This window comes from Pseudomonas sp. NPDC089534 (genome assembly GCF_044749305.1).
Lineage (GTDB): Bacteria > Pseudomonadota > Gammaproteobacteria > Pseudomonadales > Pseudomonadaceae > Aquipseudomonas > Aquipseudomonas ekonensis.
Genome location: NZ_JBIVHR010000070.1, coordinates 3,621 through 25,925 on the forward strand (window position 1 = coordinate 3,621; position 22,305 = coordinate 25,925).

The following is a 22,305-nucleotide window of genomic DNA, read 5'->3' on the forward strand; positions in this document are numbered from 1 at the left end:
CCGGCGCTTACAGCCCGTCGAGCATCGCCTTGTTGCGCACCGCGCCCTTGTCGGCGCTTACAGCCCGTCGAGCATCGCCTTGTTGCGCACCGCGCCCTTGTCGGCGCTGGTGGCCAGCAGGGCGTAGGCCTTCAGGGCAGTGGTCACCTTGCGCGGACGCTGCTCGACCGGTTTCCAGCCTTTCTTGTCCTGCTCGACCCGGCGCGCGGCCAGCTCTTCATCGCTGATCAACAGGTTGATCGAACGGTTCGGGATGTCGATCAGCACTTTGTCGCCGTCCTGCACCAGGCCGATCGCGCCGCCCGCCGCCGCTTCCGGCGAAGCGTGGCCGATGGACAGGCCCGAGGTGCCGCCGGAGAAGCGGCCGTCGGTGAGCAGGGCGCAGGCTTTGCCCAGGCCCTTGGACTTCAGGTAGGAGGTCGGGTAGAGCATTTCCTGCATGCCCGGGCCGCCTTTCGGGCCTTCGTAGCGGATGATGACGATGTCGCCTTCCTTCACTTCGTCGGCGAGGATGCCGCGCACGGCGCTGTCCTGGCTTTCGAAGATCTTCGCGTTGCCTTCGAAGACCAGGATCGACTCGTCGACGCCGGCGGTCTTCACCACGCAGCCGTCCAGGGCGATGTTGCCGTACAGCACGGCCAGGCCGCCCTCTTTCGAGTAGGCGTGCTCGACGCTGCGGATGCAGCCGTTCTCACGGTCGTCGTCCAGGGACGGCCAGCGGGTGGACTGGCTGAACGCCGTCTGGGTCGGAATGCCGGCAGGGCCTGCCTTGAAGAAGTGGTGCACGGCCTCGTCGTTCGTCTGGGTGATGTCCCACTTGGCGATGGCCTCTTCCATGCTGCGGCTGTGCACGGTCGGCAGGTCGGTGTGCAGCAGGCCGCCGCGGGCCAGCGAACCGAGGATGCTGAAGATGCCGCCGGCGCGGTGCACGTCTTCCATGTGGTACTTCTGGATGTTCGGCGCGACCTTGCACAGCTGCGGCACCTTGCGCGACAGGCGATCGATGTCGCGCAGGTCGAAGGCGATCTCGGCTTCCTGGGCGGCGGCCAGCAGGTGCAGGATGGTGTTGGTCGAACCGCCCATGGCGATGTCGAGCATCATCGCGTTCTCGAACGCCTTGAAGTTGGCGATGTTGCGCGGCAGCACCGACTCGTCGTTCTCGCCGTAGTAGCGCTTGCACAGCTCGACGATGGTGCGGCCGGCCTCGAGGAACAGCTGTTCGCGGTCGCTGTGGGTGGCCAGGGTCGAACCGTTGCCCGGCAACGCCAGGCCCAGGGCCTCGGTCAGGCAGTTCATCGAGTTGGCGGTGAACATGCCGGAGCACGAACCGCAGGTCGGGCAGGCGCTGCGCTCGTACTCGGCGACCTTCTCGTCAGAGGCGCTGGAGTCGGCGGCGATCACCATGGCGTCGACGAGGTCGAGGCCGTGGCTGGCCAGTTTGGTCTTGCCGGCCTCCATCGGGCCGCCGGAGACGAAGATCACCGGGATGTTCAGGCGCAGGGCGGCCATCAGCATGCCGGGGGTGATCTTGTCGCAGTTGGAGATGCAGACGATGGCGTCGGCGCAGTGGGCGTTGACCATGTACTCGACGGAGTCGGCGATGATCTCGCGGCTCGGCAGCGAATAGAGCATGCCGTCGTGGCCCATGGCGATGCCGTCGTCCACGGCGATGGTGTTGAACTCCTTGGCGACGCCGCCGGCCCGTTCGATTTCGCGGGCGACCAGCTGGCCGAGGTCCTTGAGGTGCACGTGGCCGGGCACGAATTGGGTGAAGGAGTTGGCGACGGCGATGATCGGCTTCTTGAAGTCGTCATCCTTCATCCCGGTGGCGCGCCACAGCGCGCGGGCGCCGGCCATGTTGCGGCCGTGGGTGGAAGTCTTTGAACGGTAATCAGGCATTGGAGCACTCCGGGCGGCTAATCAGGTACTAAAGGGAGTGAGCTTCTGTTGACGTCCGGAACACCCGAAAATGGCCGTGTGTCCTGATGTTGCCGATGACTTTGCGGGATCGCCGCTTGCCTCAGCCTGAGCTCATAAACCCGCCGGGGATGAATGGCGATGAATCCCGCGATTCTACACCGCTGGCGCCTGGAGGGAATGGCGCAAAACGCTGTTCCGGCCCTGACGGCGCCTGCGGGATGACGGCCGGCGGTTTCAGTCGCTGCCCGGTTGCGCGAAGGCGCCGCGACGGGCGTCTGTGGCGTGCCGACTGATCCGGGCGTTCAACGCCAGCGCCACGCCGCCCAGGAACATGAAGCTGTAGCCCAGCGTGGATTGCAGGTCGGCCGGGCTCAGGCTGATCAGGGCGCTGATCAGTCCGCCGCAGATGAAGACCAGCGCGCTGCCCGCCGATGCCGATGTGCCCGCGTGTTCGGGGTACAGGTCCATGGCCCGCGAAGTGGCCGCCGGGCGGACGATGGTGGTGCCGGCGGTGCAGATCAGCATCGGGACCAATACGGTCGTCGGGGTCAGCGCAAAGACCGAGGACAGGCCGAGCATGGCAAGGCCCGCCAGCAGGATCAGGCCGAGTCCGCTGACGATCTGCCGGGCGGGCGTTATCCGCCGGCTCAGCACGGTGGCGACGATGCCGCCGACCAGGTAGGCGGCGCCATAGGCCAGCAGGATCAGCGAGAAGTCGTAGGCGGAGAGCTGCAGGCGGTCCATGAAGATCAGCGGCGAGATCACGATGAACGAGAAGTGGCAGGCGAAGGCGAAAGCCGATATCAGCCAGTAGCCGATGAAGTCGAAGTCGACCAGCACACGACGGTACGCCATCAGAAAGTGCGCCGGTTTGCCGGTGGCGGCGGGGCGGCCCCTTTGCAGGAACAGCCAGGCCTTGACCATCACCGCCGAGGCCAGCGCGGCAAACGCCCAGAAGCTGGCGCGCCAGCCGAAGGTGGCCTGCAGCAGGGTGCCGGCCAGCGGTGACACCGAGATGAAGATGCCGCTGGCGGTGACCATGAGGATCCGCAGCCGGTCACGCTCCTCGCCGTCGAACAGATCCTGGACCAGCGCCTGGGACAGGACAAAGCAGCCGCAGCCCACCGCCTGCACCACCCGGAATGCCAGGAACCAGGAGTAGTCCCGGGACAGCAGGCAGCCGACGGCTCCGAGGATCGAGACCGCCATGCCGGCCAGCAGCAGCCCCTTGCGGCCGATCACGTCGGACAAGGGGCCGATCAGCAGTTGGGCAAATGCGATGCCCACGGCGAACACGCTGATCGAGAGTGCGATGTCCGTCGGTGTGCGCCGGAAGTGCTCGGCCAGTGCCGGAAACGACGGCAGCAGGACATCCAGCGGAAACACGCCGAGCAGCACCATCGCCAGCAACAGGCTCACGGCTCCGAGACGTTGGCGGGCGGTCGCCGCCAGAGTTCCTTCATTCATCGATCAGTCCTGCCTTGGCGAAGAGCTTGCGGTTGTGGAGCAATGCGAAGAATCCGGCCTTCGTCAGCGCATCGAGGGTGGCGACGGCCCCTGACCGGGCACGGGCCCGGTTGGCCTGCGCGGTGGCTGTCCCGGCGACGATCTCCGTTGCCGCACCGTCATCGATCCCGGCCTCGCGCAGGTTCTGGAGCAGCCACGCTTCATCGACCTCGAAGAAGATTCCGATGGCCTCCACCAACGTTCTGGCCGTGAACGTCCTTCTTCGGCTGTTCAGGGTCAGCCAGAGGTAATGGAACACCTCGGCGAAATAGCGGCTGTGGCGGGCCTCGTCGGCCAGGTGATCGCGCAGCATGTCGTTGACGCAGGACACCAGGCGGTCGCGACAGACGTCGAGCAGTTCGCGGGCGATGATGGTTTCTGAAACGAAGCCGAGCAGGAACCACGCCAGCGGCCGGCTGTGTGGCGGTGTGCGCTCGATCAGGGCGTTGAGGCGGGTGATTCGTCGGGGCATGACCGGGCGCTGGGTGAAGCCATGGTGCGTGGCGATCTGTTCCGCCAGGCGGTTGGAGAACAGTGCGTGATACCCCTCGTCCGTGTAGAGCTGGAGCGCGGCGGTTTTCATGCGGGGCGGCACGTGGGCGAGGATCTCGCCATGGACAATGGTCTCCACCGCCCGGTTGACGATGCGGTGTTCGAGCAGGGTGGTGTAGTCGAGAAAGTGCACCAGGTGATGGGCGGTCAGTCGGTGGATGGCTTCGCGCCCCGCCGCTTCGATGGCCGGGTGGGACAGGTAGGGCAGGAACCCTGGGGGAAACCAGTGGCGGGACTCCAGCTGCCGGGCGAGGTCCGTCGGCAGCTGATAGTCGTGGCGGCTGACCCGCACGGACGCGCGGGTGTCCCATTCGCCCAGCGTGAAGCGCAGGGCCCAGGAGACCGGAGCCTCGACCGGGACTTCGGGCATCGGGTTCATGGCCTCACCGCCTGTCGTTCCAGCAGATCCCTCAACTCCTGGCACATCGCCTGGCCGTCGCTGACGCCGCAGCCGACGAAGAACAGCGGCTGTTCAGGGCTGTCCTCAAGGTTGAGCAAGGCTTCGACCGGGCCATCGGCGAACGCACCGGTCAGCCAGGTGTTGAGGCCCAAGGCCGTGGCCACCAGCTGAAAGGTCTGGGAGAGATGACCGGCCTCGACGAACGCCATCCGGTAGGCCCGTGAGTGCGGGTATTTCCACCAGAGCTTGTCGAACCGGGAGGTGATGAAGAGGCCCAGCGGCAGGTTGTTGATGAAGTGCTGGCCGCACAGCAGATTGCCCAGCGCGAAATCGGGCAACGGGTTCGTGAGGCTCAGGCTGTGTTCCGCCGGGTGATAGGCATAGACGCCGGGGCTGAGGCCGGAGACGTTCTGCGCAAACAGAAAACCCTCGCAGGCGTTGAGTCCGCCGCCTGACGGACTGCTGCGCCGCGCCGTCAGGCCCGGGGCGCTGCTGTCATCGGGGATGCGCTCGTGCAGGTGGCCGAGTGTCAGGTACAGCAGCGTGCTCAGGTCGGGGAGTGAGACGGGTGTCCGTGTGAAGGAGCGGCAGGTCTTCCGGTCGAGCAGTGTCTTGCGCAGGTCGGCGCCGGTCGGCCCGGAAGGTTCGGGCAGGGCGATGCGCTCGTCGGGGGCCGGATGCGTTCGGCTGGCGGCGGGTGCCGGCGTGGCCAATACATCGGTGCAATGTTCCAGGTATTGCCTGGACCATTCGTGAATGTTCTGTGGGGGCTGTTCAAAAGGAATGTTCTGGGTGCCCACATGATAGATCTTCGACAGTTCATCCCATCCCCAATCAGGGATGTCGGTTTTTGAAACGGTTAGTATTCCCGCTTCCAGAAGTTGTGTGTCTATTATGTTGTTGTTGTCGAAGCTGTTCGGGTCGTTGATAAGTTGCGCAAGGCGTGTCGAATAGTTGATGTCCAGTTCGTGCTGGGTATGTTCTTTGTAGTTCCAGACTATCTGGGCGGGTGGCTGCGGCAATATGAAGACATATGGATTGATGTGCATGAGGCAACTCGCTCTGTGCGATAAACCGTTAAAGACGCCAGAGTGCCGGCACGCTCCGGCGTCTTCATTTACTTAGCGGGCTTTCGGTGCGACCAGAAAAGCCAGGTTTGCGATTTTGTTGGTTTCCAGAGTAATTGCTTTCATTGTATGAACTCCTTGTTCATTGAAGTTTGAAGTCACCTCGTGGTGACAACTCAATAATAGTTTGTAATGGATTATTGGCAAGCGGATATTCAGTAGGAATATTCGAGTGTTTTTGTCAGAGCGATACTCGAAGGTTTTTAACTTGTAAGTTGATTCTTGCTAAGTATTGTTTTGGCTGAAATGTCCTGCGTACTTGTAGGAATGTGAATGTAGGAAGTTCAAGGCGCGCGACGTTCGAACAGGCAGAAAGCAAAACGGGGAGCCCATGGGCTCCCCGTTTCCGTGACCGGCCGCGTATCAGCTGTTGGGCAGCAGGCGGCAGGTGATGCTCTTGATGTAGCGGGTTTCCGGGATGGCCGGGTGCACCGGATGGTCCGGGCCCTGGGCGCCGCGTTCCAGCAGCTGGATGTTGCGGTCCAGGTGGCGGGCGCTGGTCAGCAGGATGTTCTGCAGGTCGTCCTCCGGCAGGTGCATCGAGCACGACGCGCTGACGAGGATGCCGTCCTTGGTCAGCAGGCGCATGGCCTGCTCGTTCAGGCGGCGGTAGGCGCCTTCGCCGTTCTTCAGGTCTTTCTTGCGTTTGATGAACGCCGGCGGGTCGGCGACGATGACGTCGAAACGCTCTTCGCTGGCCTTGAGTTCCTTCAGGGCCTCGAAGACGTCGCCTTCGAGGCAGGTCATCTTGTCGGCGAAGCCGTTGAGCGCGGCGTTGCGCTCCACGCCGTCGAGGGCGAAGCCCGAGGCATCGACGCAGAACACTTCACTGGCGCCGAACGCGCCGGCCTGCACGCCCCAGCCACCGATGTAGCTGTAGAGGTCCAGCACGCGCTTGCCCTTGACGTACGGCGCCAGGCGCGCGCGGTTCATGCGGTGGTCGTAGAACCAGCCGGTCTTCTGGCCGCCGATGACGGGCGCCTCGAACTTCACGCCGTTCTCTTCCAGCGGCACCCACTCCGGCACCACGCCGAACACGGTTTCGACATAGCGTTCCAGGCCTTCGGCATCGCGGGCGGCCGAGTCGTTCTTGAACAGGATGCCGCTCGGCTTGAGCACCTGGGTCAGCGCGGCGATCACGTCGGCCTTGTGGGCTTCCATGGTGGCCGAGGCGAGCTGCACCACGAGGATGTCGCCGAAACGGTCGACTACCAGGCCCGGCAACAGGTCGGAATCGCCGTAGACCAGGCGGTAGAACGGCTTGTCGAACAGGCGCTCGCGCAGGGACAGGGCCACGTTCAGGCGGTGCACCAGCAGCGACTTGTCCAGGGCGAGCTTGGCGTCGCGGGACAGCAGGCGGGCGCAGATCAGGTTGTTCGGGCTCATCGCCACGATGCCCAGCGCCTTGCCGCCGGCGGCTTCGAGCAGGGCCTGGTCGCCGGCCTTGAAGCCGTGCAGCGGGGTGGCGGCCACGTCGATTTCGTTGCTGTAGACCCACAGGTGGCCGGCGCGCAGGCGACGGTCGGCGTTGGCTTTGAGGCGCAAGCTAGGCAGGGACATGACGTCGCTCCGGAAAAAAAGAGCGGGAGTATACCGTGTTGCGCGCGACGCGGGCCGCAGGAGCGATGAATCACCCGCCGGCGGCGGGCCAGCCGCGCATTTTGCGCACGCCGCCGGGCGCAATCGCCGGGGTGGCCTTCAATGAAAGATTTGGCCGATCTGCCCTGCGATGTGTCGTTCGTCGGTTTTTAGGGGTTAGAATCGCCGCCTGTCCCAGAGTGTGTACTTATGTCCCAAGAGCTGACCACCGAACAGATTCAACAGTCCCTGCAGGGCATCAGCGTGCCCGCGCAGCCGCAGATCATGGTGGATCTGCAAATGGAGCAGTACATGCCCGACCCGGACCTGGAGACGATCGCCAAGCTGATCTCCCAGGATCCCGGCATGTCCGGCTCGCTGCTGAAGATCGTCAATTCGCCGTACTACGGCCTGAGCAACAAGATCACCTCGATCAAGCGCGCGGTGAACCTGCTGGGCAGCCGCTCGATCATCAACCTGATCAACGCGCAGTCGATCAAGGGCGAGATGAACGACGACACCATCGTCACCCTCAACCGTTTCTGGGACACCGCCCAGGACGTGGCGATGACCTGCCTGACCCTGGCCAAGCGCGTCGGCACCGAAGCGTGCGACGAGGCCTACGCGCTGGGCCTGTTCCACGACTGCGGCGTGCCGCTGATGCTGCAGCGCTTCCCCGACTACATGACGACGCTCGAAGAGGCCTACGCCAGCGCCGGCGCCGAATGCCGGGTGGTGGACACCGAGAACCGCGTCTACAACACCAACCATTCGGTGGTCGGCTACTACACCGCCAAGTCCTGGCGCCTGCCGGAGCACGTCAGCAACGCCATCGCCAACCACCACAATGCGCTGGCGATCTTCAGCGACGAGTCCTCGCGCAACAACCAGATGAAAAACCTGCTGGCGATCCTCAAGATGGCCGAGCACATCTGCGCCTCGTACCGGGTGCTGGGCAACCAGTCCGAAGACCATGAGTGGAACTGCGTAGGTCCTCTGGTGCTGGACTACGTCGGCCTGTCGGAGTACGACTTCGAGACCCTCAAGCAGACGATCCGCGAACTCGGCGCCCACTGATTCGAGAACACCATGCCTGAACTGCCGGAAGTCGAAACCACCCGCCGGGGCATCGCCCCGCACCTGGAGGGCCAGCGGGTCAGCCGGGTGATCGTGCGCGAGCGGCGCCTGCGCTGGCCGATCCCCGAAGACCTCGATGTGCGGCTGTCCGGCCAGCGCATCGTGCAGGTCGACCGGCGGGCCAAGTACCTGCTGATCAACGCCGAAGTCGGCACGCTGATCAGCCACCTGGGCATGTCGGGCAACCTGCGGCTGGTGGAGGCCGGGTTGCCGGCGGGCCGGCATGAGCACGTCGACATCGAGCTTGAGTCGGGCCTGGCCCTGCGCTACACCGATCCGCGCCGGTTCGGCGCGATGCTCTGGAGCACCGATCCGCTGCACCACGAGCTGCTGATCCGCCTGGGGCCTGAGCCTTTGACCGACCTGTTCGACGGCGAGCGGCTGTTCCAGCTGTCGCGGGGGCGGTCGATGGCGGTCAAGCCGTTCATCATGGACAACGCGGTGGTGGTGGGCGTGGGCAACATTTACGCGACCGAAGCGCTGTTCGCCGCCGGCATCGATCCGCGCCGCGAGGCCGGCGGCATCTCCCGGGCCCGCTACCTGAGGCTGGCGGTCGAGATCAAACGCATCCTCGCCGCCGCCATCGAGCGCGGCGGCACCACGCTGCGCGACTTCATCGGCGGCGACGGCCAGCCAGGGTATTTCCAGCAGGAGCTGTTCGTCTACGGCCGCGGCGGTGAGCACTGCAAGGTGTGCGGCACCGGGCTGCGGGAAATCAAGCTTGGCCAGCGCGCCAGCGTCTGGTGCCCGCGCTGTCAGACCTGAGGCAAGACGGCTGAAAGGATCCTACGGTCTATAGTGAGGTGTCTCACTGTTCAGCCCGAAGGATCGTGCCATGAAATCCCTTCCCGTCCTGTTCATCGCACTGTCGCTGTGTTCCAGTCTGCCGGCCCAGGCAACGGAAGGCGGCAGCGGCGATCCGCGCTACGCCATCCAGAACCCGCCGGCCTACGCCATGATCGGCGATTTGCTGATCGCCCGCCCGTTGCTGACGGTGGCGACCGTGATCGGGGCAGGGGTGTTTGTCGTGTCGTTGCCGTTCACCGCGTTGGGCGGCGGGATCGGCGATGCCGGGGAGGCGCTGGTGGTGGCGCCGGCGAAAGCGGCGTTTGCGCGCTGCCTCGGGTGCACGGGGGAGGGGTTCGAACAGCGCGAGTAACTGTGGCGAGGGAGCTTGCTCCCGCTGGACTGCGATGCAGGCCATTCCTTTATGGGGCGCTGCGCACCCCGGCGGGAGCGGGCTCCCTCGCCACAGGATGCTTGCCCGCGCTTCAGGGGAGTCAGGCCTTGCCGGTGATCCGGCGGTACTTGGCCATCAGCTGCTCTTCGGTTTCCGGATGGGCTTCGTCCAGCGGGATGCAGTCCACCGGGCAGACCTGCTGGCACTGCGGCTCGTCGTAGTGGCCCACGCACTGGGTGCACAGGTTCGGGTCGATCACGTAGATCTCTTCGCCTTGGGAAATGGCCTCGTTCGGGCACTCGGGCTCGCAGACGTCGCAGTTGATGCAATCGTCGGTGATGATCAGGGACATGCTAACTCCAGCCGGGGCGGCAGGCCCGGGCGCTATCTATCAGTGCGCGCAATTGTGCCGCATTGGCGCCCGCAGTGCACGCGGGCGCCGTTTGAACGGTCTCACTTCTTGAAGCGCAGGGTCAGGGCGTCGGCCACGGCCGGGTGGACGAACTTGCTGATGTCGCCGCCCAGGGCCGCGATCTCGCGCACCAGGGTCGAGGAGATGAACGAATAGCGCTCGGACGGGGTGAGGAACAGGCTTTCCACGTCAGGGGCCAATTGGCGGTTCATGTTGGCCAGCTGGAATTCGTACTCGAAGTCCGAGACCGCCCGCAGGCCGCGCAGGAATACGTTGGCGTTCTGCTCTTTGGCGAAGTGCGCCAGCAGCGTCGAGAAACCGACCACTTCCACGTTCGGCAGGTGCTTGGTGACCTCGCGGGCCAGCTCGACCCGTTGCTCCAGCGGAAACAGCGGGTTTTTCTTCGGGCTGGCGGCCACGGCGATGACCACATGGTCGAACAGGCGCGAGGCGCGTTCGACCAGGTCGCCATGGCCCTTGGTGATAGGGTCGAAGGTTCCTGGGTACAACACTCGGTTCATCGCGTCGTCCTGGCGGGAATCCGTTGGGGAGTCGGATGGTATCGCAGCCGTCCCGGTCGGCCAAGTCGCCTGTTGGGTAAGAAAGCACTATAGACGAAGGCGGGACGGCGCTTTTTCACGGGTTCTTCAGCCGTTCGGCCAGGGCCGTCGCCAGTTGCGCGGTCAGGCCGTACACCGACAGCTGCGGGTTGGCGCCGATGCTGGTGGGGAACAGCGAACCGTCGTGGATCGACAGGTTGCGCAGTTGGTGATGCCGGCCGAGGCTGTCGGTGACGGCAACCTTCGGGTCTTCGCCCATCGCGCAGCCGCCCATGACATGGGCGCTGCCCAGGCGCGTGCGGTACAGCGCAAGGTCCAGGCCGTCGATCATTGTGCGGGCCTCGGCCAGGCTGTTCACGTAGCGCGCATCGGCGTGCATCGGCATCACGGCCTTGGCGCCGCCGGCGAACTGGATCTCGGCCATGCTGCGGAACGCCCGGCGCAGGCCTTCCCAGGTGTGGGGCGAGACCGGGTAGTCGAGCACCGGCGAGCCGTCGCCGCGCAGTTCGACCGTGCCGCCGGGGCTGTCCGGATGGAAGCCGTCGCGCAGCAGGGCCAGCATCGCGTGGGTCTTCGGCAGGTCGGCCATGTGCTGTGCGTTGTCCTGGCCGAAGCCGCCGAGCAGCGTCGCGGCCAGTGCCGGGTGCAGCGGCGGCACTTCGAGTTTGTAGCCCATCGGCCCGGTGGTGCCGTCCTTCCACTGGAAATGGTCGGAGTAGATCGACTGCGGCGCGCCGTAGAACGGGTTGATCACCTCGTCGAAACGCCCGGCGGACATGTTCACCAAGTGCAAAAACGTGCGCTGGCCCAGGCGCCGGTGCGGATCGGGCGCCTGCGAGCGCATCAGCAGCGCCGGGCTGTTGATGCCGCCGCCGGCCAGCACGTAGTGCCGCGCCTTGACCGTGACCGTGCGCCCGGTCGGTTCCACGCAGCGTTCGTCCATCGCCACGCATTGCAGGCCGGTGACCTTGTCGCCGCTCATCAGCAGCTTTTCCGCCCGGGCCAGATAGAGCAGTTCTGCCCCCTTTTCCAGGGACGCGGGGATGGTCGTGACCATCATCGACTGCTTGGCGTTGGTCGGGCAGCCCATGCCGCAGTAGCCCAGGTTCCAGCAGCCGCGCACGTTGCGCGGGATCACGTGCCAGCTGTAGCCGAGCGCCTCGCAACCCTTGCGGATCACGTCGTTGTTGGCGTTGGGCGGCACCAGCCACGGGGCGATGCCGAGGCGCTGCTCCATTTTCTCGAACCACGGCGCCATTTCGGCGGGGCTGTGGCCCTTGACGTTGTGTTCCCTGGCCCAGTGCTCCAGGGTCGGCTCCGGGGTGCGGAAACTCGAGGTCCAGTTGACCAGCGTGGTGCCGCCCACCGCCCGGCCCTGAAGGATGGTGATCGCGCCGTCCTTGCTCATGCGGCCGATGCCTTCCTGGTAGAGACTGCTGTAGGCCTGGTCCTCCAGCAGCTTGAAGTCGCTGCTGGTCTTGAGCGGCCCTTCTTCGATCAGCAGCACCTTGTGGCCGGCGGCGCTGAGAATTTCCGCGGTGGTGCCGCCGCCGGCGCCGCTGCCGATGATCGCCACGTCGGCTTCCAGGGTCAGGTCTTCGGTCAGCTGCGCGCCGTTGTGGGTCTTCCAGCCGCGGGCGAGGCCTTCGCGGAACGGGTCGGGTACGGGCATGTTCAGGCTCTCTTATTGTTGACTGCCGCAGGGCAGGGTTCGGCGGCCGCGACGCGGTTCAGACAGAGGGCGGGCCGGGATAGCCGCAATGGGCCCAGGACTCGGCGCGCTTGTACCAGGCCATCATCACCATCTGCAGCAGGGAGCTGTGGCCCATGCGCAGCAGGCTCAGCGAGCTGTTCCGCCAGCGTTCGAGGAAGTGGCGGATGGCGTCGGGGCCGGCGTTTTCCCAGCTGCCCCAGATCCCGGTCAGCGGGCCCCGGGTCACGGCCATGCCCAGCACGTCGAACAGCTGCCGGCTGAGCTTGAGCATTTCCGGCGAGAGGTGGTCGAGGCCGTGGTCGAGCGACTGGAGGGTGCCCTCGACGGCGGCGGCCATTTTGTCGGCGGCCACGGCGCCGTCGAGCATCACCGGAATCAGGGCGCGCAGGAACGGCAGGTCGTTGCTGCGCAGCGCGGCATAGCCGCTGGCCGGCACGCTGGACGAACAGCCGCTGAGACTGGCGCCCAGGCCGGCGGTGGCGAGGAACGCCGTGGCGCCCAGGCTGAATTTCAGCAGGCTGCGGCGCGACAGCGCAGGTGTTTCGGTCAGGCTTGGGTGCATTGTTGTTATTACCCGGCGGTGACGGTGGTCAGCGAATGAACAGTTTCTGGATCAGTTTCTGGATCGCTGTGCCGTAGGGCGGGTAGATCAGCTTCGCCGCGTTGAAGCGCTGCTTGACCAATACGCCCTTGGCCTTGCTGAACGTCAGGAACCCTTCATGCCCGTGGTAGTGGCCCATGCCGGACGGGCCGATGCCGCCGAACGGCATGTCGTCCTGGGCCACGTGCAGCAGCGTGTCGTTGAGGCAGACGCCGCCGGAATGGGTTTCGTGCAGCACGCGCTCCTGTTCGCGCTTGTCGTAGCCGAAGTAGTAAAGGGCCAGAGGACGTGGCCGCTGATTGACGTAGGAGAATGCCTGATCCAGATCCCGGTACGGCACGATCGGCAGCAGCGGGCCGAAGATCTCGTCCTGCATCACGGTCATGTCGTCGCTGACGTTCAGTAGCAGGCTGTGGGGCATGCGCCGGCCCTGGCCCTGCTCGAACAGCGGGATCAGCAGCGCACCCTTGCCGGTGGCGTCGCTGAGGTAACTGTTGAGCCGCGCCAATTGGCGTTCGTTGATGATCGCGGTGTAGTCCGGGTTGTCGGCCAGGGTCGGGTAGAACCGGTGCGCGACCTGGCGATAGGCCTCGACGAAGGCGCCGACCCGGTCTTCCGGCACCAGCACGTAGTCCGGGGCGACGCAGGTCTGGCCGGCGTTGATCATCTTGCCGAAGGCGATGCGTTCGGCGGCGTCCTTGAGCGGCACGTCCCGGGACACGATGGCCGGCGACTTGCCGCCCAGCTCCAGGGTCACCGGCGTGAGGTTTTCCGCCGCCGCGCGCATCACGTGCTTGCCGATGCTGGTGGCGCCGGTGAACAGCAGGTGGTCGAAACGCAGTTTCGAGAAGGCCACGCCGACGTCCGACTCGCCGAGCACCACGCACACCAGGTCTTCGGGGAAGATCCGTGCCAGCAGGGCCTTGAGCAGCAGGCCGGTGGCCGGGGTCGATTCGCTGAGCTTGAGCATCACCCGGTTGCCCGCCGCGAGCGCACCGGTCAGCGGGCCGATGGCCAGAAACAAAGGGTAGTTCCACGGCACGATCACGCCGACCACGCCCAGCGGCTGGTACACGACCTTGGCCGAGGCCGGCTGGAAGGCGAGGCCGACCTTGCGCCGCGACGGCTTCATCCAGCCCTTGAGGTGACGGCTGGCGTAGTGGATGCCGTGCAGGCTGGGCATCAGTTCGGCGATCAGGGTTTCGTCGGCGCTGCGGTGGCTGAAATCGGAGCTGATCGCGTCGACCAGCGCCTGCCGTTCATCGCTGAGCAGGTCGCGCAGGGCCTTGAGCCATTGCTGGCGCTGGGCGGCGGGAGGCATCGGGTTGGCGGCGTAGGCGGCCCGTTGCGCGTCGAACAGCCGGTTGAGCTCTTCCAGCGGCTGTTGCAGCGATTGCAGGTAGGCGATATCGGCAGTCATTGTCAGCTCCGGTTTTGTTGTCGTGAGGAACTTTTTAGAGTCTATGCTCTAGAAAGTCAATTCACTTCCTGGCGCGGCAAGGTTTTATCCCGTTCCGGATAGGTCGTAAGATGCCCCTCAACGCACTCTGAATTAAAGCTCAAGCCATGGCCCCACGGATCAAAACCAGCGAGCGCATCGTGCAGAACAGCCTCGAGCTGTTCAATCAGCAGCGCGAGCGCAGCATCAGCACCAACCACATCGCCGCCCACATGGAGATTTCTCCGGGCAACCTGTACTACCACTTCCCCAACAAGCAGGCGATCATCGCCGTGCTGTTCAGTGAGTACGAGACCCTGGTGGACAGCTTCCTGCGCCCGCCTCAAGGGCGTCCGGCCACGGTCGAGGACAAGCGCTACTACCTCAAGGAACTGCTGTCGGCGATGTGGCGCTACCGGTTCCTGCACCGCGACCTGGAGCACCTGCTCGACAGCGACCCGGATCTGGCCGCGCGCTACCGGCGCTTTTCCCAGCGCTGCGTGATCCAGGGCACGGCCATCTACGAGGGGTTCGTCGCCGCCGGGATCCTGAAGATGGACCGGGTGCAGATCGAATCCCTGACCCTCAACGCCTGGATCATCCTCACCTCCTGGGTGCGGTTCCTGTGCACCACCCGCGAGAATTCCAAGCACCTGAGCGAGCAGGCGGTCAAACGCGGCGTGTACCAGGTGCTGGTGCTGGAGGCGGGGTTCGTCACCGAGCAGGCGCGCGACGAAGTCAACGCCCTGTTCGACGAGTTCTACGTGCCGCTGGCCCAGGCCCTCGAAGAAACGCCTTAAACCCTTCTTTCTGTACAAGGAGTCATCCGCTATGCCGATTGCGCAACTGATCAGCCCCCAGGCGCTGGATGCCCGCAAGGAACAGCCAGGACTGGTGATCCTCGATTGCCGCTTTGCCCTGGAGGATCCGGACTACGGCCAGCGCAGCTACGCCGAGGGGCACATCGCCGGGGCGCATTTCGCCGACCTTGAGCGCGATCTCAGCGGCCCGGTGGTCAAGGGCGTGACCGGCCGCCATCCGCTGCCGGAGCCGGCGGCGCTGGTCGAGCGCCTGCAAGCGTTCGGCATCGATGCCGGCAGTGACGTCGTGCTCTACGACGACGGCCCCGGCGCCTATGCGGCAAGGGCCTGGTGGCTGCTGGCGTGGCTGGGCAAGCGCGACGGCGTGTTCATCCTCGACGGCGGGCTCAAGGCCTGGCACGCCGCCGGGTTGCCGCTGAGCCTGGATGCGCCGTCGACGGTCCGCGGCAGCTTCAGCGGGCAGCCGGACAAACGCTTGCTGCTGAGCGCCGCGCAACTGCAGCAGCGCCTGGGCCAGAGCGGCCTGACCCTGCTCGACGCCCGGGCCCTGCCGCGCTTCAAGGGCGAGGTGGAGCCGATCGATCCGGTCGCCGGCCACATCCCCGGCGCGCAATGCGCGGCGTTCACCGACAACCTGGGCAGCGACGGCAGGTTCCTGCCGGCCGACCGGCTCAAGCAGCGTTTCGCCGCGCTGCTCGGCGACCGCTCACCGGGCGAACTGGTGGCCTACTGCGGTTCCGGGGTGACGGCGTGCCACAACCTGTTCGCCCTGTGCCTGGCCGGCTATCCGCTGGCCGAGCTGTATGCGGGCTCCTGGAGCGAATGGATCAACGACCCGGCCCGGGGCATCGCCACCGGCGAGTGACCGGCGGCGCCTCGACTGGCGCCATCGCCAGCAGGCTGGCTCCCACAGTGGGTTGCGGCGGATGCAGCATCTTTACTCGTCGCAGAATTCCGTTGGAGCCAGCAGGCTGGCTCCCACAGCGGATTGCGGTTGAATGCAGCTCCTTGCTCGCCGCAGAACCCTGTGGGAGCCAGCCTGCTGGCGATGGCGTCCGGTCAGGCAGCACTGCACCGACTTAAACGGCACTCCCACAAGGTGTGTGTCAGCGCGCCAGCGAATGCCGCGCGCTGCGGTACGCCGCCGGCCCCACGCCATAGACCTGCTTGAACTGCCGGCTCAGGTGGCTCTGGTCGGCAAAGCCCAGTTGCGTGGCGACCTCCACCGGCAGGCAGCCGCCTTGCAGCAAGCCCCGGGCGCGGGCGATCCGTTGCTGCATCAGCCAGGTGTGCGGCGGCATGCCGGTGGCGCGGCGGAACACCCGGGCGAAGTGGAAGGGCGACAGGTTCACCGCCGCCGCCAGTTCCTCCAGTGAAGGCGGCGCCGCCAGTTGCGCGTGCAGCAGCTCCTTGGCGCGCACCACCGCCCGGTGTTCCTTGCCGGGCTGGCCCGCGACCGGCACCGCGGCGTGCCGCTGCAGCAGCTGCATCATCATTTCGCGCCACACCGTCTGCTGCTGCAGGGCGGTGGCCGGGCTTTCCAGCAGGCGGTGCAGCTGGCAAAAGCCGGCGACCAGATCCGGGTCGCGGTACAGCGTCGCCCCGAACGCCGGCAGCGGTGCGGTCGGCAGCTCGAGTTCCTCCAGCAATGACAGGATCTTGCCGGTGTCCGGATAGAACGCCCGGTACAGCCAGCCGTCGTCGGTGCCCTTGTGGCCGGTGTGCAGTTCGTCCGGGTTGATCAGCACCAGGGTGCCGCTGCCCGCCAGGTGCTCGGCGCCGCGGTAGCGGTAGCGCTGGGCGCCGGCCATGATCATGCCGATCACGTAGCCGTCGTGGACATGGGGCGCGAAGCGCTGGTCGATGTAGCGCGCCGACAGCAGCTCGACGCCGGCCAGCGGCTCGGTCTGCCAGAAACGGATCGATTCGCCCGGGCCGCTCACGCCTTCACCCGCGCCCGGCCGCGGTCAGCCACTGCGGGATGCGCCGTTCCAGGTAATAGCCGGGCTGGCGCAGCGAGCCGTCGACGAAGCCGACATGGCCGCCCCGGGCCTGCAGTTCGAAACGGGTCGAGGCGGACAGTTCGGCGGCCTGCGGCAGGCTGTGGGGGAACACGAACGGGTCGTCCGCCGCCTGGATGATCAGGGTCGGGGTGCGGATCTCGCCGAGGAAATAGCGGCTGGAGGCGCGGCGGTAGTAGTCCTGGGCATCGGCGAAGCCGTTCAGCGGCGCGGTCACCCGGCCGTCGAAGTCCCAGAAGGTGCGCATGTTCTCCAGCGAACCGAGGGCCGCCAGCGTCGCCAGGCCGTCTTCGCGGCCGTCGTGCTGGAACCGGCGCTGCTTGTTCTTGATGTAGGCGACCATCTCGCGCATGAAGTGCGCCTGGTAGACCTTGGAGAAACCCTGGCCGATGCGGTCGGCGCACTGGTCGAGGCGGAACGGCACCGACACCGCCACCGCCCCGAGCACGCCGCTGGCGCTGCCGGTCTCCCCCAGGTGCTTGAGCAGCACGTTGCCGCCCAGGGAATAGCCGACCGCATACAAAGGCGCCAAGGGCCGCTTGGCCTTCAGGTGGCGGATGGCTTCGGCCAGGTCTTCGCTGGCGCCGGAATGGTAGCTGCGCGCCAACAGGTTCGGTTCGCCCGAGCAGCCGCGCCAGTTCAGCGCGACGCTGGCCCAGCCCTGCGCGGCGAGGGCCGCCTGGATCCCGGCGACATACGGCGAGTTGGACGAGCCGGTCAGCCCGTGCAGCACCAGCACCAGCGGCGCCTCGGCGCTGTGGGGGCCGTGCCAGTCGAGGTCGAGGAAGTCGCCGTCGTCGAGCCACAGCCGTTCGCGCTGGCGGTCGAGGTGCACGGTCTTGCGCCACAGCGGCCCCCACAGGGTCTGCAGGTGCGGATTGCCGAGGCCGAAGGCGGGGGTGAACGGTTCAGGTGAGGCGGACACGATGGTTCTCGATGCGGCGTGGCGATCAAATCCTGCTGTGGCGTGGGAGCAGGCTCCCTCGCCACAGGTGGTTCAGCGCTTCGTCAACCGGCGGTCGCGGCCAGGCGTTGCCACAGCGCGTAATGCACCTGCCCGGATTTCTGTTCGCGGTGCAGGCGCCAGTTGCCCGGCAGGCCGAGGGTCGACGGTGCGCTCTCGCTTTCAGTGTAGATCCACGCATCGGCGGCCAGCCACTGCCGTTCCTCCAGCAGGGCGCACACCGCCGGCAGCAGGTTCTGGTTGAACGGCGGGTCGAGGAACACCAGGTCGAACGCGCGGGCCGGCTGGGTCTCCAGGTAACGCAGCGCGTCGGCGGTCTGCACCTGGCCGGTGGTGCAGCGCAGGGTGCCCAGGTGCTCCTTGAGGCTGGACACGGCGACATGGCTGGCGTCCAGCGCCTGGCCCATGGCCGCGCCACGGGACAGCGCCTCAAGGAACAGCGCGCCGCTGCCGGCGAACGGGTCGAGCACCTTGGCCCCCGGCACGTACGGCATGAGCCAGTTGAACAGGGTCTCGCGCACCCGGTCCGGCGTCGGGCGCAGGCCCTCGACGTCGGGGAAGCTCAGTTTGCGGCTGCGCCATTCGCCGCCGATGATGCGCAGCTGGTTCACGCCGTTGTGTTGGCGCTGGGGGGATTTCTTCTGCTGGGCCATTAATGCTCCGGAACCCCGAGCGGCTGCTCGGCGGGTTTGTCAGATGGGGCCGGTAACGGCTTTTGCGGCACGGTCGGGCCAGCGCTGACGATGACCAGCTTGTCCGTGCTCAGGTGTCTGTTCATGGCCTCTCGGACCTGCTCGACGGTCAGGCTCTGGGACTGGCGCATGAAGTCGTCCAGGTAGCTCAGGGGCAGGTTGTAGAAGCCCATCGCGCCGAGCTGGCCGACGATGTCGGCGTTGCTGGCGGTGGACAGCGGGAAGCTGCCGGCCAGTTCGCGCTTGGCGTCGTCGAGCTCTTTCTGGGTCGGGCCGCTTTTGAGGTAGTCGGCCAGCACGTCCTGCACCAGTTTCAGGGTGCCCTCGCTCATTTCCGCGCGGGTCTGCAGGTTGATCATGAACGGGCCCCGGGCCTGCATCGGGCTGAACGCCGAGTACACGCCGTAGGTCAGGCCGCGCTTCTCGCGCACTTCGCTCATGAGCCGGGTGCCGAAACCGCCGCCGCCCAGGATCTGGTTGCCCATCGACAGCGCCGCGTAGTCCGGGTCGTCACGGTCGATGCCCAGTTGCGCGAGCATCAGGTTGGTCTGCTTGGACGGGAACTCGATGTGGCCGACGCTGGCCTTGGGCTCCTGCGGCGGGGCGATCTTCGCCAGCGCCGGGCCCTTGGGCAGGGCGGCGGACACCTGATTGGCGATGGCCTCGGCCTCGCTGCGCGACAGGTCACCCACCAGGGCGATCACCGCGTTGCCGGCGGCGTAGGCCTTGGCGTGGAACTCGCGCAGCTGCGCCAGGGTGACCTTCGGCACGCTCTGGGCATCGCCGTCGCTGGCGTGGGCATACGGATGGTCGCCGTACAGGCGTTTCATCAGTTCCAGGCTGGCGAGCTTGCCGGGGCTTTGCTTCTGGTATTCGAAACCGGCGAGCATCTGGTTCTTGATGCGGGCGAAGGAGTCGGCGGGGAAGGTCGGCTTGCCCACCACCTCGCAGAACAGCTTGAGCGCCGGCTCGCGCTTGTCCGCCGCGCTCAGGCTGCGCAGCGAGGCGATGGCCATGTCCTTGTAGGCGCCGTTGCCGAAGTCCGCGCCCAGGCCTTCAAAGCCCTGGGCGATGGCGCTGACGTCCTTGCCGGCCACGCCTTCGTTGAGCATGGCGTTGGTCAGCACGGCCAGGCCCGGCGCATTGCCGTCCTGGCTGCTGCCGGCGGAGAAGATCAGGCGCATGTCGAACATCGGCAGCTCGCGGGCCTCGACGAACAGCACCCGGGCGCCTTCGGCGGTGTGCCAGGTCTGCACGTCGAGCTTGCGGCTGGCCGGGGCCTTGCCGTCCAGTTCGGCCAGCGACTGGAGTTTCCGGCTGGACTTGGCGTTGTCCAGCGCTTCGCTGGCGCCGGTCTTGTCGCCGGGGGCGAAGTACAGCGCGCCGGCGCCGATCAGCGCCGCGGCGAGCAGGCCGAGCATCAGGCGTGGGGTTTTGCGCTCACTCATGAGTCGTCTCCAGTGGCAGGACATGGGCGACGCTGAGACGTTCGCGGGTGAAATACAGTTTGGCGGCGTTCTGGATGTCTTGCGGGGTCACGCTTTCCAGGTCGGCCAGTTCGGTGTCCATCAGTTTCCACGACAGGCCGACGGTCTCCAGTTGGCCGATGGCGCTGGCCTGGCTGGTGATCGAGTCGCGCTCGAACACCAGGCCGGCGATCACCTGGGCGCGCACCCGCTCCAGCTCTTCGGCGGATGGTGCGGTGGTCTTCAACTGCTCTAGCAGTTTCCACAGGCCGGCCTCGGCCTGGGCCATGGTCTTTTTCTTCTGGGTGTTCGGTGTGGCGGACAGGGTGAACAGGCTGTCGCCGCGGGTGTAGGCGTCGTAGCTCGACGCGCCGCCGGACACCAGTTCCTCGCCGCGCTCCAGCTGGGTCGGGATACGCCCGCTGTAGCCGCCGTCGAGCAGGGCCGAGATCAGGCGCAGGGCGTTGACCGAGCGCTTGTCGTCGGCGGTGGACAGGCTCGGCACGTTGAAGGCGAGCATCAGGCTGGGCAGTTGCGTCTGCACATGCAGGGTGATCTGGCGCTCGCCGGGCTCGGCCAGCTCCAGCGGCTTCTTCGCCGGCGGCACGTCACGCTTGGGGATCGACCCGAAGTAGCGCTGGGCGAGGGTCTTCACCTCGTCCGGGATGACGTCGCCGACCACCACCAGCGTGGCGTTGTTCGGCACGTACCAGGACTCGTACCAGTGGCGCAGCTCCTCGACCTTCATCCGGTCGAGGTCGGCCATCCAGCCGATGGTCGGCGTGTGGTAGCCGCTGGCCGGGTAGGCCATGGCCTTGAAGCGTTCGAAGGCCTTGGACATCGGCTTGTCGTCGGTGCGCAGGCGGCGCTCCTCCTTGATGACCTCGATCTCCTTGGCGAACTCCTCCGGCGGCAGGCGCAGGCTGGCCATGCGGTCGGCCTCCAGCTCGAAGGCCACGCCCAGGCGGTCGCGGGCCAGCACCTGGTAATACGCGGTGAAGTCGTCGCTGGTGAAGGCGTTCTCTTCGGCGCCCAGGTCGCGCAGGATCAGCGAGGCCTCGCCGGGGCCGACCTTCTCGCTGCCCTTGAACATCATGTGCTCGAGGGCATGGGACAGGCCGGTCTGGCCCGGGGTCTCGTAGCTGGAGCCGACCTTGTACCAGACCTGCGACACCACCACGGGCGCGCGGTGGTCTTCGCGCACGACGACCTTCAGGCCGTTGTCGAGGGTGAATTCATGGGTCGGTTGCGGGTCGGCCGCCAGGGCCGACAAGGGCAGGCAGAGGGTGCCGAGCAGCAGGCCGGCGGCGCGGCGGGCGAGAGCGTTCATTGATTTTCAAACCTGTTGTGCTGCCCGCTTGGCCTTAGCCTAGGCGGGCGAGGAGGTGCTAGGATACTGATCCGTTTTACTGGCGGCCACGCCTATCAGGTCCACAGGCTTGGTCAGGTTGTATGGGTTCGCGGCAAAAGGCTCGGTTTTGTCAGCTAAACTCTGCCTTTTCGCCGATTTTGCCGGTTTAGTCCTTCATTAAAACGATTCCTTTGAGGTGCCGCCGGCGCCTCGATCACAGGTTGCGCGTGAACAAGCTGGATCAAACACAGTCTGTTCTGCATCGAATATTCAATTGCCGGGGCGCCTGATGGCGCGTCGCTACCGTGAGATAGCCGTCCTCCATGTTTGGTTCCAACGACGACAAGAAGAACCCAGCCGCGGCTGGCGAGAAGAAAAGCCTGTTCGGATGGCTGCGCAAGAAGCCAGCGGCCGAACAGCCGGTGGCCGCGCCTGAGCCGGCCCCGGCGCCTGCACCTGTTGCGCAGGAGACGCCGGTTGTCCCGCCGGTCGCCGAACCGGTGCCGCAGCCGGCGGTTCAGGCCGCGCCTGAGCCTGTCGCTGCCCCTGAACTGCCGTCGACCCCGGCCAAAGAGCCCTGGCTGACCCTGCCCGTGGCGGAAGAGCCGGTGGCGCTGGTCGAAGAGACCGTGGCCCACGTGACGCCGCCGATTCCTGCGGCGCCTGTCGCCTTCGTCCCGCAGCCGGTTGCGGCTCCGGTGGCGGAACCGGCCGCTCCAGCTGTACCGGTCGCTCCTGAGCCGGCTGCTCCCGTGATCCTTCCCGTGGCCGCGCCGGTTGCACCGGTCGTCGAAACGCCCGAGCCTGCACCTGCACCTGCACCTGCACCTGCACCTGCACCTGCACCTGCACCTGCACCTGCACC

The 22,305-nt window shown here is 66.2% G+C and carries 20 protein-coding genes and 1 pseudogene; 6 read left to right on the forward strand and 15 right to left on the reverse strand.

Annotated features, from left to right (window positions below; translation table 11 throughout):
- Positions 1 to 57: 57 nt before the first annotated feature.
- From ilvD to ACIP0B_RS19960, 5 genes are all read right to left on the reverse strand, one after another.
- A complete protein-coding gene (gene ilvD, locus ACIP0B_RS19940) occupies positions 58 to 1,899 on the reverse strand; it encodes a dihydroxy-acid dehydratase (RefSeq protein ID WP_400835326.1) in 1,842 nt (613 codons plus the stop codon).
- A gap of 255 nt (positions 1,900 to 2,154) precedes the next feature.
- Positions 2,155 to 3,387 (reverse strand): MFS transporter, encoded by a 1,233-nt coding sequence (locus ACIP0B_RS19945; RefSeq protein WP_400835328.1) that lies wholly within the window; start codon positions 3,385 to 3,387, stop codon positions 2,155 to 2,157.
- Positions 3,380 to 4,357 carry a diiron oxygenase gene (locus ACIP0B_RS19950; protein ID WP_400835330.1) on the reverse strand — a complete coding sequence of 326 codons (978 nt, stop codon included), beginning with the start codon at positions 4,355 to 4,357 and terminating at the stop codon, positions 3,380 to 3,382. Before ACIP0B_RS19950 ends, ACIP0B_RS19945 begins: the two co-directional genes overlap by 8 nt.
- Complete coding sequence (locus ACIP0B_RS19955) at positions 4,354 to 5,427, reverse strand: SagB family peptide dehydrogenase (protein ID WP_400835332.1); 1,074 nt, start codon at positions 5,425 to 5,427, stop codon at positions 4,354 to 4,356. Before ACIP0B_RS19955 ends, ACIP0B_RS19950 begins: the two co-directional genes overlap by 4 nt.
- Positions 5,428 to 5,868: 441 nt before the next feature.
- The gene (locus ACIP0B_RS19960) at positions 5,869 to 7,065 is read right to left on the reverse strand and encodes a class I SAM-dependent rRNA methyltransferase (RefSeq protein WP_400835334.1); all 1,197 of its coding nucleotides are present in this window, start codon (positions 7,063 to 7,065) and stop codon (positions 5,869 to 5,871) included.
- 282 nt (positions 7,066 to 7,347) lie between these two features.
- Here ACIP0B_RS19960 and ACIP0B_RS19965 point away from each other — a divergent pair, with 282 nt between their 5' ends.
- From ACIP0B_RS19965 to ACIP0B_RS19975, 3 genes are all read left to right on the forward strand, one after another.
- On the forward strand, positions 7,348 to 8,160 hold the full coding sequence (locus tag ACIP0B_RS19965; RefSeq protein ID WP_400835376.1) for an HDOD domain-containing protein: 813 nt from the start codon (positions 7,348 to 7,350) through the stop codon (positions 8,158 to 8,160).
- Positions 8,161 to 8,172: 12 nt separating this feature from the next.
- Entirely contained in the window at positions 8,173 to 8,985 is an 813-nt protein-coding gene (mutM, locus tag ACIP0B_RS19970; protein ID WP_400835336.1) for a bifunctional DNA-formamidopyrimidine glycosylase/DNA-(apurinic or apyrimidinic site) lyase, read from the forward strand.
- Between the two features lie 70 nt (positions 8,986 to 9,055).
- Positions 9,056 to 9,379, forward strand: coding sequence for a multidrug transporter (locus ACIP0B_RS19975; protein WP_400835338.1), 324 nt, complete (start codon positions 9,056 to 9,058; stop codon positions 9,377 to 9,379).
- Between the two features lie 121 nt (positions 9,380 to 9,500).
- Here ACIP0B_RS19975 and ACIP0B_RS19980 read toward each other — a convergent pair whose 3' ends face one another.
- The 5 genes from ACIP0B_RS19980 to ACIP0B_RS20000 all read right to left on the reverse strand — a co-directional run bounded on the left by ACIP0B_RS19980 (position 9,501) and on the right by ACIP0B_RS20000 (position 14,107).
- Complete coding sequence (locus tag ACIP0B_RS19980) at positions 9,501 to 9,752, reverse strand: YfhL family 4Fe-4S dicluster ferredoxin (RefSeq protein ID WP_009683359.1); 252 nt, start codon at positions 9,750 to 9,752, stop codon at positions 9,501 to 9,503.
- Positions 9,753 to 9,853: 101 nt separating this feature from the next.
- Complete coding sequence (gene coaD / locus ACIP0B_RS19985; RefSeq protein ID WP_400835340.1) at positions 9,854 to 10,333, reverse strand: pantetheine-phosphate adenylyltransferase; 480 nt, start codon at positions 10,331 to 10,333, stop codon at positions 9,854 to 9,856.
- A gap of 115 nt (positions 10,334 to 10,448) precedes the next feature.
- Complete coding sequence (locus tag ACIP0B_RS19990) at positions 10,449 to 12,044, reverse strand: GMC family oxidoreductase N-terminal domain-containing protein (RefSeq protein ID WP_400835342.1); 1,596 nt, start codon at positions 12,042 to 12,044, stop codon at positions 10,449 to 10,451.
- Positions 12,045 to 12,102: 58 nt separating this feature from the next.
- Positions 12,103 to 12,648, reverse strand: coding sequence for a twin-arginine translocation pathway signal protein (locus tag ACIP0B_RS19995; protein WP_400835344.1), 546 nt, complete (start codon positions 12,646 to 12,648; stop codon positions 12,103 to 12,105).
- 28 nt (positions 12,649 to 12,676) lie between these two features.
- The gene (locus ACIP0B_RS20000) at positions 12,677 to 14,107 is read right to left on the reverse strand and encodes a coniferyl aldehyde dehydrogenase (protein ID WP_400835346.1); all 1,431 of its coding nucleotides are present in this window, start codon (positions 14,105 to 14,107) and stop codon (positions 12,677 to 12,679) included.
- 146 nt (positions 14,108 to 14,253) lie between these two features.
- On the opposite strand from ACIP0B_RS20000, the gene ACIP0B_RS20005 reads away from it, so the two are divergent.
- Both ACIP0B_RS20005 and ACIP0B_RS20010 read left to right on the forward strand, forming a co-directional pair.
- Complete coding sequence (locus tag ACIP0B_RS20005) at positions 14,254 to 14,925, forward strand: TetR/AcrR family transcriptional regulator (RefSeq protein WP_400835348.1); 672 nt, start codon at positions 14,254 to 14,256, stop codon at positions 14,923 to 14,925.
- Between the two features lie 31 nt (positions 14,926 to 14,956).
- Positions 14,957 to 15,811, forward strand: a complete 855-nt coding sequence (locus tag ACIP0B_RS20010; protein WP_400835350.1) for a sulfurtransferase — start codon at positions 14,957 to 14,959, stop codon at positions 15,809 to 15,811.
- A gap of 241 nt (positions 15,812 to 16,052) precedes the next feature.
- Here the strand turns inward: ACIP0B_RS20010 and ACIP0B_RS20015 are convergent, their stop codons facing one another.
- The 5 genes from ACIP0B_RS20015 to ACIP0B_RS20035 all read right to left on the reverse strand — a co-directional run bounded on the left by ACIP0B_RS20015 (position 16,053) and on the right by ACIP0B_RS20035 (position 21,419).
- Complete coding sequence (locus tag ACIP0B_RS20015; protein ID WP_400835352.1) at positions 16,053 to 16,889, reverse strand: AraC family ligand binding domain-containing protein; 837 nt, start codon at positions 16,887 to 16,889, stop codon at positions 16,053 to 16,055.
- 4 nt (positions 16,890 to 16,893) lie between these two features.
- Positions 16,894 to 17,892, reverse strand: a complete 999-nt coding sequence (locus tag ACIP0B_RS20020) for a hydrolase (protein ID WP_400835354.1) — start codon at positions 17,890 to 17,892, stop codon at positions 16,894 to 16,896.
- Between the two features lie 83 nt (positions 17,893 to 17,975).
- On the reverse strand, positions 17,976 to 18,584 hold the full coding sequence (gene rsmD, locus ACIP0B_RS20025) for a 16S rRNA (guanine(966)-N(2))-methyltransferase RsmD (RefSeq protein WP_400835356.1): 609 nt from the start codon (positions 18,582 to 18,584) through the stop codon (positions 17,976 to 17,978).
- Positions 18,584 to 20,071 (reverse strand): M16 family metallopeptidase, encoded by a 1,488-nt coding sequence (locus tag ACIP0B_RS20030; RefSeq protein WP_400835358.1) that lies wholly within the window; start codon positions 20,069 to 20,071, stop codon positions 18,584 to 18,586. The genes rsmD and ACIP0B_RS20030 overlap by 1 nt, the downstream gene beginning before the upstream one ends.
- A complete protein-coding gene (locus ACIP0B_RS20035; RefSeq protein ID WP_400835360.1) occupies positions 20,064 to 21,419 on the reverse strand; it encodes a M16 family metallopeptidase in 1,356 nt (451 codons plus the stop codon). The genes ACIP0B_RS20030 and ACIP0B_RS20035 overlap by 8 nt, the downstream gene beginning before the upstream one ends.
- Before the next feature lie 344 nt (positions 21,420 to 21,763).
- Here ACIP0B_RS20035 and ACIP0B_RS20040 point away from each other — a divergent pair.
- Positions 21,764 to 22,305: pseudogene (locus ACIP0B_RS20040) on the forward strand (signal recognition particle-docking protein FtsY); the annotation flags it as partial.